Origin of the sequence: Bacteroides sp. L008, from assembly GCF_040812255.1 — a bacterium.
GTDB lineage: Bacteria > Bacteroidota > Bacteroidia > Bacteroidales > Bacteroidaceae > Bacteroides > Bacteroides vicugnae.
Map to the genome: position 1 here is coordinate 3,528,639 of NZ_JBFNXO010000001.1, position 16,894 is coordinate 3,545,532.

A 16,894-nucleotide genomic window follows, 5' to 3' on the forward strand; every position below is an offset into this window, starting at 1 on the left:
ATTTCAATTTTATATTCATCTGTTTAAACGAAACAATAATGAAAAAGATAGCGATATTTCTATTTATAACTTCCATACTGTGTTCATGTGCGGAAGATTATGGTGAACTGAATATCAATTTCTCCTTGCCGGACGAAATCTTCTCACCCGAAGAGGTTACACTTGTATCCGGGTCGACTAAGAAAGTGTTGTTCAGTTGGGAAGGCGGTGGTGCCGATGACGGAATGTATGTACAGTATGAAGTCCTGTTCGACAAAAAAGGGGGAGATTTCTCTTCTCCGCTCTATACCCAAGTAGGCGATTTGGGTGGTGTTAAACGAGTGACGATGCAACATGCTCAACTGAATAATATTGCTAAGTTGGCAGGAGCTAAGCCGGGTGAAACGGTCGGTGTAATCTGGACAGTAAGAACGTCAAAAGGAGACAAAAGTGAATTGTATAAACCGGGAAAGGAGATTAAAATAACTCGTTATAACGGATTATCAGAGATGCCTGAAAAACTTTACCTTTATGGAAGTGCCACGGAGAATGGAGGACAAGGTGGACGTATATTCGGTAAGAGAGAAGAAGGTGTGTTTGTCATCTATACCAAGTTGACAGATGGAGAAATCTATCTGAAAGATGGAACCAACGAAACAGCCACTCAAATTTATTTCAACAATGTTCAGAATATCTATCAAGAAGGAGAAGGCTCTATACAGGTGACGTCTACGGACGAGTATGCTACTCGAATCATCGTAGATTTGAATAACAACTCTTTGAGTTTTGGAACTGTAACGGAGCTGAGGGCTATTTGGCGTGATACAGACCAAGTCTTTGGAGCTGACGAATCGAACGGCTACAACGCACCTTCACCTTTCTATTACACCGAAGGCGGAGTGTTTACGCTGACTGTTACTCCGAACTTTATACATCGTAATCCTTGGTGGGGCGCTGGCGAATACCACGATGACGGACGCTACTATTTTGTAGCTAAGGTGAACGGAACAGAATATCATTGGCGTAACAACGAGCAGGCAAATGCACCTACTAATTCCACTCCGCTTTCTTATTTCTTGATAAACGATAAGGAACTGTGGAACTACTATCGTGATGTGTTCTGGATGATGCGCGATGTGTTTCGTGACAAGTTGTGCCATATTAATATTTTCGCAGGAGAAGATGGTAAAATGTACCACTCTATTGAACTTGCTGAGTAAGACGAAAACTTTAAAAGAAACGATTAATAGATTATCATTATGAAAAGAATATTGTTACTGATGTGCACGCTGCCACTTATGTTTTGTTCGTGCGAAGATACGGATGATGAAGTTGTCTCCGGCGGTAAAACAAAGATGGATTATAGCGCAATCGCTAAGGAAGTGTTTGATATAATCGAAAAGAACTATCGGATTACGGACGGAACGCATAAGGGGCTTATGCAGGAGAATGCGCCAAAAAAATCCAATGACCCTGCTTGTTCTTTCATTTGGCCGTACGACTGGTATATGTCGGCTGTGACACTAATGGATGATTTAGGTTACGATGTCAACTATGTGTATGGAGTGGAAAACTACCAACGTTATTGGCAACCCGATGGAAATGGTATCCATTATTTCACTGGAGTGGAGTATAAAACACCTGGCTACTCATCTGGAACAGCTGGTGAAGTGAATAGTGGAAATAAAACGGGCGACCGCTATTATGATGACAACGCTTGGGTAGCAATTAATTTGGTTGATGCTTACGAAAAGACCAAGGATGAGAAGTATTTGCAACAGGCAAAGGCTACTATAGATTTCATTTATACAGGTTTGGATGACGAACTGGGCGGAGGAGTTTGGTGGAATGAAGCACGTCGCGACCCGACCAATGGCAAAAAATACAAACCCATTTGTACGAATGGTCCGTTTACCGTGGCTCTGCTGAAATATTATAAGGCATGTCCGGATGGGATGAAAGATGAAAGCATATTGGGCACAGCAACAAGTGTATATAATTGGATGACCGATGTGTTGCAAGATAAAGATTATCTCTATTGGGGTGATATTCAAGACAACGGAACGATCAATAAGGCAAAGGACCCTGCAATTACAGGAATGGTGATGCAGTGTGGCGTGTTGCTTTACGAACTGACTGGCGACCGTATGTATTTGGACAATGCCATTCTGAGTGCAGATGCTTCTTTCAATCATTTCGTAGTATATGGAGACGGTGTTTTGCTCTTCCCTGGGGAATTCACAGGATCTAACATAAAGTTGTTCCGTGCTTATTTGGCTTTAGCTCCTTATTATTCACGTGCTAAACAATACATTAACGCATACACTAGTTATGTTACTTGGGTATACAAGAATAAACGGACGGCTGAAGGTTTCTTCTATCAGAACATTCAAGGCGATGCAAACAATCCCGGTAACATCAGCTACTTGATTAATCAAAGTGTGTATCTGGAAGCATTTGCATCTATTGCACTTTATCAAAGAGACGGTAAAATACGTAACTAATATTAGGTATAAGGAATGAAGAAAGTTATACAATCCATTATCGGCCTTTATTTCCTGGGAATGACAGCTGTCGACTGCGCTATTGCGCAGTCGACTCCACCGGGATATCCCGAGCGAGACAAAATAACCAACCTTAAAGGAAAGTTCCAGACTCCTCCCAAGGGATATGGAGAAGTTCCTTTCTATTGGTGGATGGGAGATACAATCACTCGCGAGCACCTCTCGTGGCATTTGGACAAGCTGAAAGATATGCATATTAGTAGCTTGCAAATCAATTATGCTCACAGTGACAGGGGAGGTATTACCTATGGTAAGACTCTTCCTTCTCAGCCTGCCATTTTTACAGATGAATGGTGGGAACTCTTCAAGTGGTTTCTTGAGGAAGCAAAGAAGCGGAATATGAGCGTCAGCTTGAGCGATTACACATTGGGCGTGGGGCAGGGGTCTTACGTAGATGATATGTTGAACGAAGACCCGTCTTTGCACGGTTCCAAACTTCAATTTAGCCGTGATACGATTGTCGGTGGAAAATTCTCTCATGAATACGAACAGCTCCCTCTCTCTTTAACAGCCTATAAGCTGAAGGAAAATGGAGAACTTGAGTTGCCGGGAAAGGAACTGTTGTCATGTGCCAAGAATGGAAAGGTGGAATGGAACTCCGGTTGGGACAAGATGATTGTATCCGAAGTTCGTGCCGAGCGGGTAATTCCCTCATTAGATCCGATGAATCCTCGCTCGGGAAAGAGTTATGTGCGCCATTTCTTCCAGAAGTTTGAGGATCATGTTCCCAATTCTGCTCAATCGGGATTGAACTTCTTTTTTTCTGATGAGTTGAGCTTTAACCTTTCCGGATTCTTGTGGAACGATACGTTTAGAGCAGAATTTCAGAAGCGGAAAGGTTATGACGTAGCTCCTTTGCTGGATGCTTTATACATGGATATAGGCGAAAAAACTCCTGCCGTTCGTCTTGATTTCAATGATGTGCTTGTCAGCCTGAGTGAAGAGAATTTCTTTATTCCGTTATACAATTGGCATAATGAAAGGGGATTATTGTTTGGTTGTGACCATGGCGGTCGAGGAAAGGATGTGGGGGAATTTGGTGATTATTTCCGGACTCAACGTTGGAATCAGGCTCCGGGATGTGACCAACCCTACATTCAGAAAGATATAGTCAAGGATAAAGTGGCAGCCTCTATCTCGCATTTGTACGAACGTCAACGGGTTTGGTTAGAAGGATTCCATAGCAGTGGATGGTCAACCAATACCGACCAACTGTATGATGCTATATTTGCTAACTACGCATTGGGGCAAAATATTCTGAGTCTGCATGGTTTCTATTACAGCACAATGGGCGGCTGGTGGGAGTGGGCACCTCCATGTAATCATATCCATGAGGCTTATTGGGAAGAAATGCAACCATTGCTCACTTGTACGGAGCGATTGAGCTATATTCTTTCTCAAGGGTATCATCGGGCTGACGTAGCTGTGCTCTATCCTGTGGAGCCGGTAGTGGCAGGCTATGGCGATGATTGTGTGAAGACGGCCTTTGATGCAGGTGATTATTTGTATCGAAATGGATTTGATTTCGATTTCATGGACTATGAGTCATTGGCTCGCTGTAAAGTGAAGAATCAGTGCCTGAACATTGCAGGCGAGCATTTTAAGGTGCTTGTCATTCCTTCGATGAAGGCCATTCGTCATTCGTCATTAGAGAAAATACTGGAGTTTAAGCGCAATGGTGGAATTATTATTAACATTGGTGAACGTCCGGAAGCGACAGAAAAAGGACGTATGACTCAACCTGTGGAGAAATTGTTGGAAGCCATTTTTAATGATGATAGCAAGAATAATATATATCAAGTTGACAATTATCAGCAGGTAACTGAAATTATTGACCGAAGTATGCCTCGCGACTTCCGAGTGCTATCCGGCTATCCGGTCAAGGATATTCCCTATTTCCAACATCGTTATATTGACGGCAAGGACTTCTATTTTGTATACAATGTATCGAAAGGTGGAGAGTGTTTCTTCCGCGCACACGGTGCAGTCACTTTGTGGAATCCGTGGGATGGCACGATTCGCTCCATTTCTGCTCAGCGTGTGACAAAAGAAGGTACAGTGCTCTACGTGTCGCAAGAGTCAAGTGACGTTTATGTCATTTGTTTCGATCCGAAAGGAAAAGCTCAGGTCGCAGAGCCTATGGCCGAGAAGCAGATGAAAGAACGACGGTTATTGAATGATGAGTGGAATTTTGAGATTGTTCCTACCCTTGATAATACCTACGGTGACTTCTTATTGCCAGCTTATAATGGAAAAGTGGGGGCTATGATATACCAGGCTAACTACACGAATGATTTAGGCCGAGAGCCCGTCATGCGTACATTTACATTTGGTACAAAGATGCTTATGCTGGGTGCAGTCCCGGAAATAGAGCCGGAGAAACTTCTTACATCGTTGACAAAAGATGAATTTATGGTCAATGTCAATGGAGTCCAGTACACATGGCAACCCTATGAATTCTCTTGGAGATGGGGTGTGGAGCATGATTACGGACACCAGGGATGGCATGGCCTGAAGGCTAAAATGTATGATGATTTTATCCGTGTCGGAAAGAAAGTGCCCACGTGGAATGCCAATGAAATACAACGTATGAAGGAGGATAATGGTGAACAAAACTATTATTTCTTTACACGTGTGATGGCACCGGAGGAAGGTATGTATATGGCCGAATATGGAGAAATGCGCCCAGCCTCGATTTATCTGAATGGAGAAAAGACTTCAGATGTTTCTGCTTTGAAATTGAAAAAAGGAGTTAATGAAATCTTGTTGCATTTCAGCAGCTACGGAGTTTCACGCTTTGCTCTTCGGAAAGCAGAACCGGACATTGAAGCACGTACACTTGCTGAGACTCCTCTTCGGATGAAGTTCCGTGGTGATAGGTCTCTGTTATTATTTGATACGCGTAAGCAGGCTGATACAAAAGGACGTTTTACCTTCCTTTCTGCTCCAGGACTGGAATCTCTGCTGTTCTCTTCGTATGGAAAAGCAAAAGTTACGGTCAATGGAGTTGAGGCCAAAATGAATGTGTTGAAAACATATACAGATGGCTTAATGATGATTCGAGCCGATTTGCCAGAGAAACAACTCGAACCTTCACGAGTGATAATCAAGGTAGACGAGCCATGGGGATATGCCGATGGTAGTGTTATTGATGGACCGATCGAACAGGTTTGCTCGGAAGGAATCATCAGAATAGGTGATTGGTCGCAAATAGAAGGATTGACGAAGTATTCCGGTGGTGCATGGTATCGATACCACCTTAAGGTAGACAAACCTGTACAAGGACAGATGATGTTGGATTTGGGTAAGGTGGTTTCTACTGCTCGGCTGAAGGTAAATGGACAAGAAGTGGGCTTGCGATTGGCAGCTCCCTACGTATTCGACATTTCAGATAAAGTGAATCAAGGTGATAATTTGATCGAGGTCTTTGTGATAAATACTTCAGGCAATCACTATAGCTCGACTCCTTCCCGCTATTGTGGTTCTCTTGAATCGGGCATCTTGGGTCCTGTTAGGATTCTGTTGACCGAGTGATTTTGTTGGTAAAATCATTGTGTCGGGATGTATGTCTTGAACTTAATTCAAGCGTATGTCTCGGCATTTGCGTTTTTTCTTAGAGCCTTCTTGTTAGATAATATATTGTTTATGTTTGATAAGTGTTTGCTATACAGCTGATTAATATATTATCTATCTTTCATTCTTTCCGCACGCGAGCGAAAGGGATTCGGAATATGAACGAAAGCCCTGCGGTGAATGTACGGAAGCCCTGTGAGATAAACAGCATAGGGAGATGATACTGAAAAATGCTTTCGGTCCACCGCTGAATCCATTGCTTATATATAGCGGGTGAGGCTTCCCCCCCTGCCCCCTTATGTTTGACCGTAAATGCGACTAGCTATACAATTATCACTGCCCATAAAGAATAGTAGAAAGATTTCTTGATAGCTCTAAAATGAAATACGAGCATTGTGTCTCCAAATCCCGCCCGCTTCCCGTAAGATTAGCGTACATGGTGGAACATTTTTATATGGGAATCAGATATACGAATCAATCTTACACAATCATACTTTAATTGAAAGAGCTGAAAGAGCAGAGAAAGCATTTCCAAATGCAACCATAGTGATAGACTGTTTCCATATCATCAAGCGCACTCGTGACGCGACGGAGGAAATCCGTCTTCGGAAAAAACGTCTGGCCATTACGGAGCAAAACAAAGAGCGTGCCGATTTTAAGAAGAAACAGGAGCGCAACCGCAAACAGCGAAAGTATTACAGAAAGAGACATCCGAAGAAATATAAGGGGAAGAAACGTGGCCGTAAACCTATAAGAGGCAACTCTGCATTTCGTCCTACAACGCTCGACAATGGAGAGACCAAGGTGGAGCTAATCACTAAAAGCAAGCATCTTCTCTCAATGAGCAGAGACAAATGGAGTGACAGCCAAAAGACAAGGGCTGCACTTTTGTTTGGGTTATACCCTAAAATTAAGGAAGCCTATGAACTGGTAGATTCGCTTCGGGCTGTCTTCCGTTCAAAGCTGTCAAGGGAAGAAGCAACAAAGAGACTGCACGGGTGGTATCAAAAAGTGGCAGAATGTACTATGAGAGAAGTGAAAGCCGCACGTGACTTGATCAAGTCCAGAGAGGAGCAGGTATTGAATTACTTCATTAACCGATCTACAAATGCTGCTGCCGAATCACTCAATTCAAAATTGAAGAGATTCAGGGCGAAGCTACATGGAGTGTCAGACTACACTTTCTTCTTGTTTCGTGTGAGTCGTATCTTTGGTTAGCTTGCCACGGACATCTGCCGATGCGCCTGAATTTATCCGGGTAAAATTTGCTCTATTTCTTTCAACTCGTCTGCCGTGAACTCCAAATGTTCCAGCGCTTTCAAATTGTCGGCTAACTGATTCACAGAACTTGCACCTACAATCACTGATGTCATTCTTTCGTCTTTCAGCACCCATGCCAAAGCCATTTCAGCCAGCGTTTGCCCACGGCGGCGGGCTATTTCATTTAATTGACGGGCAGCTTCTACCTTTTCATGCGTCACTTGAGATTGTTGAAGAAAACCCGAAGAACGGGCAGCACGGGAACCTTCCGGAATGCCGTTCAGATATTTATCGGTCAATAATCCTTGTGCCAAAGGAGAGAAAGCTATGAAGCCGGAACCGTACTCCGCTGCTAAAGGAAGTGATTCAGCCTCAACCGCACGATCGAACATACTATATCGATATTGGCTGATAAGACAAGGAACACCGGCTTTTGCCATCATCTCATAGGCAACACGGGCTTGTTCGGGAGGATATTTAGAAATTCCGATATACAATGCTTTACCTTGCTTCACAATATCAATCAATGTCTGAATGGTTTCTTCGACCGGAGTGACTCCGTCATAACGATGACTATAAAAGATATCAAAATACTCCAAACCTGTCCGGCAGAGACTTTGGTCAATGCTCGCCATCAGATTTTTTCGAGAGCTATTTCCGCCATAAGGACCTGCCCACATCTCATGACCGGCTTTGGAAGAGATAATCATTTCATCCCGGTAGCCTTGAAAGTTCTCTTTCAAGATTCGCCCGAAATTTACTTCGGCACTTCCGGGAGCGGGGCCGTAATTATTTGCCAAGTCGAAATGAGTAACACCGTGATCGAAAGCATACTTAATCATGTCGGTTGCTACATTGAAATTGTCCACACTACCGAAATTATGCCACAATCCCAAAGAGATTAGGGGTAACTGCAAGCCACTCTTGCCACAATATTTATATGGCATCTGTTCGTAGCGACCGGCTGCCGGCTGATAACTGAAAGAGTTTTCCATAAAGCAGAATGTTTATATTTTCCTTTCACAAAGAAAGGAAAAATATTCCAATTACGGCTTCAACCGGATATTAAAAAGAAGGCGGATCAGAACTGGAAATAAATAAACGGCTGAATCTCCGAACTCTTCATCTGAATAACAAGGTAAATCAAAGCTACCATCAATACTGCTTTTCCTACGAACGGTAAACGGATCACTCCCCGGCAAGCTGCATTTTCCCAACTATCGGGAGCAAAATGAAGCAGGAAGCCGAGCAACATTAATGCGAATACTTTCCAATATCCTTCAAGTAACTGTGGGAACAGTTGCGGACGGAAAGTAGTGAATATCTGTCCCAGCATATCCATTGAGTTCTGAAAATCGGCATTACGGAAGAAAATCCAGCAGAAGCAGACAAAATGAAAAGTAATAATCACTCCGAACACACGCCGCCAACCATAACTTTGTTCTCCTTTCTTACGCCCGGTGATAGTCATCCACATTTTATGCAATGCTAAAGCAACACCGTGGAAAGTTCCCCAAAGAACGAAGTTCCAAGATGCACCATGCCACAATCCACCCAGAAACATGGTAATGATAAGATTCAGATATTGCCGGAACTTGCCTTTCCGGTTTCCTCCTAAAGAGATATACAGATAATCCCGCAGCCAACTGGACAAAGAGATGTGCCAACGACGCCAGAATTCGGTAATGGAGGCAGACTTATAAGGAGAATTAAAGTTGAGATTGAAATGAAAGCCCAACAATAAAGCGATACCGATAGCCATGTCACTATATCCGGAAAAGTCGCAGTAAATCTGTAAAGCATAACCATACACTCCCATCAGATTCTCAACCCCCGAATAGAGAGTAGGATTATCAAAAATACGTTCTACAAAGTTGATGCTGATATAATCGGAGATAATGGCTTTCTTGAAAAGACCGGATACGATCAGAAAGATTCCGCGGCCGAACATCTCCTGCGAAACAAAGAGAGGTTTCCGGATTTGCGGGATAAAGTCGCGGGCACGCACGATAGGTCCCGCTACCAACTGGGGAAAGAAAGATACGTAAAAAGCATAATCCAGAAGATTAGTCAAAGGCTTTATATCTCTCCGGTAAACGTCGATGGTGTAGCTTAACGACTGGAAAGTGAAGAAGGAGATACCGACCGGCAGGAATATATCAAGAGCGGTAAACTCTCCTCCCATCAATGACGCTATCACTCCACCGAGGAAATTGGTATATTTGAAATAGACAAGAAGTCCCAGATTGACACTCAGACTCAAAGCGACTAATCCTTTACGTTTCCAATACCCCTCTGCACGGTCCATTAGCTGTGCAAGAAAGAAGTCGGCAACGGTGACTATAGCAAGCAGAAAGAAATATGTGCCGCTACTCTTGTAGTAGAAATAATAGGAAAAGAGGGTGACAAACAAGATACGGGCAGTGTATTTACGTTGTAACAACACATACACCACCATGAAAGCAGCGAACAGCCAAAGGAAGATACCGCTGCTGAATATCATCGGGGCTTGCGGATCGTAGGTAAGTACCTCTTTTAGTCTACTGAAATCTATATCAATGGGAAACATAGTCATTATATGCTTGTATAAGTGCTTGGTATAATAAATTTCCTTGCAGGATGTATCCTTCAGGTAAATAATGTACATGATCGGGACGCATCAGGTTTGCCTCTGTCCAGTTGGTGCAGGCACGACGCTTCCCTCCGACTACATCGTACATATCCCACACGAGCAGGCGATGGTCTTTTGCATAACGGCGGATGGTTTCCGCTGCTGTTGCCGTACGGGGATTGATGGCATACGTGCGTCTACGCCTCCGTTGCCGGAAACTTTCATAGGAACCGGGAGGGGTAGTCAGAAGAATAGGGATATTAGGAAGACTGTCGCGCAACAGTTTCACAAGTTCATCCATCTGATTGTAGTGCACATTTATATTATAACGCCGGTTATGGCTTTCATTGGTTCCGAAAGAGAGAATCAGCAATTCGGGTTTCAAAGCAACAATTTCGGCAATACGATCCGGATGGGTAAATGTTAGGCAAGTAGCTCCGTTGACGCCTTTATCAATATAAGAAATGGCGCCAAAGGTTTCTGTCAAACGGGCACCGGTGGTTTGAGGATAGATATGTCCACGCACGTGGCTATCGCCAATATGAACGATGCGGACTGTATCTTCGGAGAGTCCGGCACGTACCTGGCGGAGATGTTCAAAGACGGGAGCCAACAGAGCAATGCTGTCAATAATCTCATTCCGTCCGGTTTCGCGAAAAGCTGCAGGGAAGGCTATTTGTACGTTGATCGTATCATTCGCCCAATTCATTTCCCGTAAAGGCTTTATCCGCTTTGCAGTCTTTCCCAATGGAGGGCATACAGGCATACGGTCTTGCGCAATTGTTTCTGTAAGAAAACAAGGGCTACTTAACAGACCGGAGAAAATAAGAACAAAGATGAACAGCAGATTACTCCTTCTCATAAGCACGCCTCCTGTCGTATTGTTCCTTACCATAGATCATGGTTTCATAAAGTAATCCTGCCAAATGTTTACCGCCACGGAAGTTTATATGCGTATAATCATAGTTTGCCATAGAAGGTTTGGCGTGGACGAGTTTTGCCATACTGCCGTCTCCACCCATTGCATCAAACATATTCCAGAATGCAATGCCGCTTTCGGCAGCTATGTTCTGCTGATAACGAATCAGATTCTTGACACCGGGCATAGTGCGGAGTTCACCGTTTTCGTTTTTATAATCACGGTCACCGACACTCAACAACAGGATTCCCGCTTGTGGGAAACATTCTTTCAGATGCTCGATAGCAGTAATCAATCCTTTCTGGTAATTATCATAATTGCGCCCCCGTTCGGTAGCTACATTCAAGCCATATTCGAGGATAATCAGATCATAAGGACGTTGGCGGTTAAACTGCTTCAGCATTTGTACCGGAATACCACGCAGGGAAAGACCGGAACTGCCACGCAACGAGAAGTTATCGAGAATGATTCCTTTCTTTCCATCCATTGCCAAGCCATAGAACAGGGTAGAGTCCGCACGATCTACTGTCCAACGGATAGAACCGATACGTCCGTCCACCTGAATTTGCTGCAATCCATCGGAAGGAGCTAAAGAGTAATTCTTGTTTTCTCCTTTGTTCACACGGGCAGAAAGAAGAACAGAATCTTTATTATAAAAGAAGATGGAGGCACGCTGACAAGTATCGAGCAGGGAGGCATATTTATTTTGTCCGCGCAGTTCTACATAAGCTCCGTTTCGGGGGACGAAATAGTGTCCGGAAATTCCTTGTTTCTTCTTGTCGAAATACACGCTGTCTGTTACCGCATGGCTGGACCATCCGCCAAATGTATGCCGCACCGTAGGACGATAACCGCTGGTCATGGAAGTGATGGTGACAAAACCTACACCGCAACCGCCGAATTGTTTCTGAAGCATTTCGCGCAAGTCGGCCGTAAATATATCCGCTTCGATAAAAGAGTCTCCGAATACGGCAATGCGTACCTGTTTGTCAGCGGAGTCAGCGGAAGAGACACGGTCGAGTGCTTCATAGAAAGGAGCCATTCCCCGGAAGGTGGAATCACTGTAATCTTCTATGCAAGTCATGCCCGCACGGCAGGTATCCACAAAAGCCGGTTTTACAACAGGAGGCAAAGGGATGCTGTCCGAATCAGCTGCGGCAGTCTCCGATTCGGGGTAACGAAGATCGCTCAAAAGGTCTACACGCCTCATCGTGTGTCCGTCAATAGTCAATACCGGAAGCCAATGAAGCCCGAGTAAGGCTGCAAATACAATCAGTACAAACCACAACGAATATTTCAAATAATTCTTTATTATCTCCATCATGTTCCTAAAATCCAAAACGACCGCAAAGATAGATAAAAGCCACAAAAAGAAAGGAGAATCTACATTATTTATTAGATTCCCCTTTCCTTTTTATCTATCTACCGGATCGTTCTTAAATGGTCCGTTCAATGTTCCACACAAATGCGCGCAGGCCTAATTGCTCCGTCTGTAAGTCCATCTTATGCAAGGTGTCCAGCAACGGATCGACTTTGCTATCATCTACTACCGTCAGGATAGCCGAACACATACTTGGCCAGGCATGGCTTCCGAAATGCGGATCACCTGTCTTCGAACCACGCCCCTGTACTTTTTCGAGGTAGGTAAAACCACGACATCCCAAACGGTCGAGTAACGCCATGATTCGTTCGTAATAAGCCTGGTCGAATGTTATCAATACTGATTTCATATTTCTTTTTTTGTTATTTCTTAATAATGCTGTCTTTATTCTCCTGGAAGTAAACATCCAAATCACGTTTACGGCGAAGTTTGCGACGCTGGTTCTTGATACCCGTTCCTGCAAATACGCAATATAAAGTAGGAATCAAAATCAATGTCAACACAGTAGATACTGTCAGACCACCGATGACGGCAATCGCCATCGGACTCCACATTTCAGAACCCTGACCGCCACCGATAGCCATCGGAATCATACCGAGCACAGTAGTGGCAGTAGTCATTAATACCGGACGAAGACGGCTCTTACCAGCTGTTACCACAGAGTTCAACACTGCAAGTCCACGTTCCCGGCAAAGGGTGATGTAGTCGATAAGCACAATACCGTTCTTCACCACAATACCAATCAACATGATACCTCCCAACAAACTCATGACGCTCAATGTGCTGTTCGTAAAGAACAATGCCATCAAAACACCACTAAACGCAAACGGCAGTGAGAACATGATAATGAACGGATAAGTCAGTGACTCGAACTGTGCTGCCATCACGATAAATACGAGAATGACAATCAGGATGGCAAGTGTTCCCAAATCGCGGAACGAATCCTGCTGGTCTTCGTACGAACCGGAAATCTGGATAGTGACTTCTCCCGGAAGATCCATTTTATCTATCACCTTATTTCCGGCAGCCACCACGTCGCCCAGCGGAGCTCCGGAGATTACGGCGGAAACGGTCACGATACGTTCACGGTCTTTACGTTCGATGGTAGGAGGTGCAAAACGTTCGACTACCTTTCCGACATCTTTCACACGAACGGATTGTCCTTGCGCATTATAAATGAGGATATTTTCCAGACTTTCCAGACTTGTACGGAATTCGGGTGCGTAACGCACTTTAATATCATATTCATCTCCGTCTTCACGATATTTAGATGCTACCGCACCATTGACACGATTACGCAGGTAGTTACCGGCAGTCGAAAGATTCAAGCCATGCATCGCCAGTTTCTCACGGTCGAAGTCTACCTGATATTCAGGCTGATAGTCACTACGGCTGATATTTACCTCAGTCACTCCTTTCACTTTCAGCAGTTCACGTTTCAGGCGGGCTGCCACGCTATCGGTCATTGTCATATCGTATCCGTAAACCTCAAAGTCAGCACTTGCCTGAGCGGACATACCTGTGTTACTACCTCCAAGGATTACTTGCGCCTTACTGAATTCAGGGTAGGCTTTCAAATCTTCACGCATCTCATCACAGACTGTTTCCAAAGAAATGTTACGATCGCCCGGGTCTACCAAACTGATGTTGAAAGAGATAATATGCGAACCGTTGTCCTGCATGGATGCCCAAGTGTTGTCGGAGTCAGCCTGACCAACCGTATAGTTACAAACTTTCATAATGTCCTTATACTTCGTCAGCCATTGGTTAGTCAACTTTTCTGAAAGTTCCTGCGCTATCTCTTTTCGTGTACCGATCGGGAGTTCCAACTGTACGGCAATACGGGCATTATCCTGTGCCGGGAAAAACTCTGTACCAATCCCCTTTGCACACAACAAACTGATAACGAAGAAAACGATACATCCCACAATCACAATCGGACGGTGACGTACAGCCCAGTTCAACATTTTCGCGTACCAGGTATCGAGTCCGTCGAGCGCTTTCTCAATCGGAGTAAAGAAGAGCTTGAACATCTTCGACGGCTTCTTCTGCAAACGAAGCAACTGGGAACAGAGCATCGGAGTCAAGGATAGTGCGGCGACCGTAGAAATAAACATGATAGCACACATCATCCAACCCAACTGTTTGAAAAGTACACCGGACATACCGCTTACCATCGTCAACGGGAAGAACACGGCAATCATGGTCAGTGTAGAAGCGATTACAGAGATTGCCACCTCATTCGTTCCGTGCACGGCTGCCTGTTTCGGATCGGAACCACGCTCGATATGGGTCGTTACATTTTCAAGTACCACAATCGCATCATCCACCACCATACCGATAGCGATAGAAAGTGACGAAAGCGAAATGATATTAATTGTATTTCCACTAACCGCCAGATAGATGAACGAGGCAATCAATGAAAGCGGAATGGTGATACAGATAATCAGCGTCGCACGCCAACGTCCCAGAAAGAGGAACACGACGATGACAACGAAGAGCAAGGCATAAGCAACGGTCTCCGTCAAACTGTCGATGGTGTTCAAAATGTTGTCCGAAGTATCGACAATGACACCAATCTTCACATCGCTCGGCAGGTTCTTCTGAAGCCTCGGCAGCGCGTCGGCCACTTTCTTGGAGATTTCTACCGAATTGGCTCCCGACTGTTTCTGAACTACAATCATAGCACCTTGCACCCCATTATTATAGGTTTCCTGTGCACGTTCTTCCACGGTATCAACAATACGGGCTACATCACGCAGAAAGACATTCGCCCCATTGTATGTACCCACCACTACATCTTCCAGCTGGCGGGAATCATCAAACTCACCTTCTACACGCAGCGCATAGGTTTCACTACCAATATCGAAGTTACCACCGGGAATATTCTTGTTCTCGGCTCCGATAATGGAACTGATTGTTTCGATAGTCAGATGATAGGCTTCCAGTTTGTTAGGGTCGCAATATACCTGAATCTCACGCTGCGGCGCACCGCTGATAGACACCGTTCCGACTCCCGGAATACGTGCCAGCGGATTTACCACACGGTCGTCCAATATCTTATAAAGTGCCGACTGGCTTTCATTAGCCTGTACGGAAAGCAACACGATCGGAATCATGTCCGTACTAAACTTAAAGATGATCGGATTCTCGACATCATCGGGAAGCTGCGAACTTACCATGTCGAGTTTATCGCGCACATCATTGGTCAGCACGTCAATATCGTTACCAAACTCGAACTCCAATGTAATCAGTGACATATTCTCGGAAGAACGGGAGGTAATATGTTTCAGGTTGCTCACCGCGTTCAACGTATTTTCGAGTGGGCGAGTCACATTATTTTCTATATCCGAGGCACTTGCGCCGGGATAAGCGGTCATCACCATGATTGTATTCGTGTCAATGTCCGGATACAAGTCAATAGGCAACTTGGACAAAGAGAAAAGACCAAAAATCACGACTGCCAGAAAGCAGAGGGAGGTCATAATCGGTTTCTTAACCGCACCTTCGTATAAACTCATGTTGTTTTATAAATCTGGTTAATTAATAAAAGCATTAGGCGAAAGGAATTTTACACCTTCTATTTGGAAGAGGCTTCCACCTCTACTTCCATACCGTTCACCAAACGTGACTGTCCGGCAACTACAACCTGCGAATTATCAGGCACACCGGATTTCAACTCATACTCCGCACCCATGCGTCTACCCAATTCGACTTTATTATAAGACACCTTGCCGTCTTGATAAACGAATACATAACGGTCGCCTGAACCTGCCTGTTTAACAATTGCCAAATCAGGAACAACTACATTTTCTGCCGTTCCGAAATTTAATGTGGCACGGGCAAACATTCCCGGACGTACGCGCTGGTCTTTATTGTCCAGTCTGATCTCTACCTGAAATGTACGGGTAGTGGCATCTATAGTCGGATAAACCAGATTGATGGTTCCTGTAAATACTTCATCTCCATATACATCGAGTTTCACGTCGACGGGGGTACCTTTCTTCACTTTCGTAAAGTAGGTTTCGGACACATTGATCAGGAGTTTCACGGGAGTGATCTGTTCTACTACCAAGACCGGTTCTCCACCGCTGTACATATCGCCGTTATCATAGTTGCGTGCAGTTACCACACCATTGATGGGGCTTAGCAAAGAGGTATTCTCCTGCAAATTCTTATAAGCGGTTTTCTTCACATCGAGTTGCATCTTCGAAGCATCCCATTCAGATTTGGACGCACCGCCCACTTTATATAGTTCGTCGATACGGTTGAATTCTATTTCCTGATTGTCAAGTTGCAGCTTCGCCTGTTTCAGGTTGGCCGCATCCATCTGCACAAGTTTCTGTCCTTTGGACACACGGTCGCCCACTTCCACAAAAATCTGGTCGATACGCACGGGAGACGAAGGTGCAATATTATTCTTTACTTCTGCTTCCACCGTTGCTGTGTAATCCTGTATCTGATCTACGGGACGAGCTTTTACGTCTGCCAGCTTCACAATGGGCTTTGCGTCGGCATGTTCCGCAGCAGCTTTGTCTTTTCCACCTGTACATGAGCCCATAAACACAGTTAACAGCAGGGCTACCAATTGGATACTTCTTTTCATA

11 protein-coding genes are annotated in these 16,894 nt (G+C 44.5%); 4 read left to right on the forward strand and 7 right to left on the reverse strand.

The features are described from left to right. Positions 1 to 38 precede the first annotated feature (38 nt). From AB3G73_RS14120 to AB3G73_RS14135, 4 genes are all read left to right on the forward strand, one after another. Positions 39 to 1,199: a SusE domain-containing protein gene (locus tag AB3G73_RS14120; RefSeq protein WP_217722705.1), complete on the forward strand. Its 1,161-nt coding sequence runs from the start codon at positions 39 to 41 to the stop codon at positions 1,197 to 1,199. A 39-nt stretch (positions 1,200 to 1,238) separates the two neighbouring features. Beyond that, positions 1,239 to 2,483 (forward strand): glycoside hydrolase family 76 protein, encoded by a 1,245-nt coding sequence (locus AB3G73_RS14125; RefSeq protein ID WP_217722708.1) that lies wholly within the window; start codon positions 1,239 to 1,241, stop codon positions 2,481 to 2,483. A gap of 15 nt (positions 2,484 to 2,498) precedes the next feature. Further along, positions 2,499 to 6,077 carry a glycosyl hydrolase gene (locus AB3G73_RS14130; RefSeq protein WP_298047254.1) on the forward strand — a complete coding sequence of 1,193 codons (3,579 nt, stop codon included), beginning with the start codon at positions 2,499 to 2,501 and terminating at the stop codon, positions 6,075 to 6,077. A 432-nt stretch (positions 6,078 to 6,509) separates the two neighbouring features. Further along, positions 6,510 to 7,334 (forward strand): transposase, encoded by an 825-nt coding sequence (locus AB3G73_RS14135; RefSeq protein ID WP_258978598.1) that lies wholly within the window; start codon positions 6,510 to 6,512, stop codon positions 7,332 to 7,334. A gap of 32 nt (positions 7,335 to 7,366) precedes the next feature. Here AB3G73_RS14135 and AB3G73_RS14140 read toward each other — a convergent pair whose 3' ends face one another. The 7 genes from AB3G73_RS14140 to AB3G73_RS14170 form a co-directional block, all read right to left on the reverse strand. Further along, positions 7,367 to 8,371: an aldo/keto reductase gene (locus AB3G73_RS14140; RefSeq protein ID WP_217722714.1), complete on the reverse strand. Its 1,005-nt coding sequence runs from the start codon at positions 8,369 to 8,371 to the stop codon at positions 7,367 to 7,369. 86 nt (positions 8,372 to 8,457) lie between these two features. Beyond that, the gene (locus AB3G73_RS14145; RefSeq protein ID WP_195649646.1) at positions 8,458 to 9,945 is read right to left on the reverse strand and encodes an MBOAT family protein; all 1,488 of its coding nucleotides are present in this window, start codon (positions 9,943 to 9,945) and stop codon (positions 8,458 to 8,460) included. Next, positions 9,932 to 10,849, reverse strand: coding sequence for an SGNH/GDSL hydrolase family protein (locus tag AB3G73_RS14150; RefSeq protein ID WP_167511795.1), 918 nt, complete (start codon positions 10,847 to 10,849; stop codon positions 9,932 to 9,934). Before AB3G73_RS14150 ends, AB3G73_RS14145 begins: the two co-directional genes overlap by 14 nt. After that, positions 10,836 to 12,227, reverse strand: a complete 1,392-nt coding sequence (locus tag AB3G73_RS14155) for an SGNH/GDSL hydrolase family protein (RefSeq protein WP_367745434.1) — start codon at positions 12,225 to 12,227, stop codon at positions 10,836 to 10,838. Before AB3G73_RS14155 ends, AB3G73_RS14150 begins: the two co-directional genes overlap by 14 nt. A 115-nt stretch (positions 12,228 to 12,342) precedes the next feature. Then, the gene (locus AB3G73_RS14160; RefSeq protein WP_005675458.1) at positions 12,343 to 12,636 is read right to left on the reverse strand and encodes a PG0541 family transporter-associated protein; all 294 of its coding nucleotides are present in this window, start codon (positions 12,634 to 12,636) and stop codon (positions 12,343 to 12,345) included. Positions 12,637 to 12,649: 13 nt separating this feature from the next. Continuing rightward, on the reverse strand, positions 12,650 to 15,808 hold the full coding sequence (locus AB3G73_RS14165; RefSeq protein WP_148365508.1) for an efflux RND transporter permease subunit: 3,159 nt from the start codon (positions 15,806 to 15,808) through the stop codon (positions 12,650 to 12,652). A 59-nt stretch (positions 15,809 to 15,867) separates the two neighbouring features. Continuing rightward, positions 15,868 to 16,893, reverse strand: a complete 1,026-nt coding sequence (locus AB3G73_RS14170) for an efflux RND transporter periplasmic adaptor subunit (RefSeq protein WP_148365509.1) — start codon at positions 16,891 to 16,893, stop codon at positions 15,868 to 15,870. Position 16,894 lies beyond the last annotated feature (1 nt).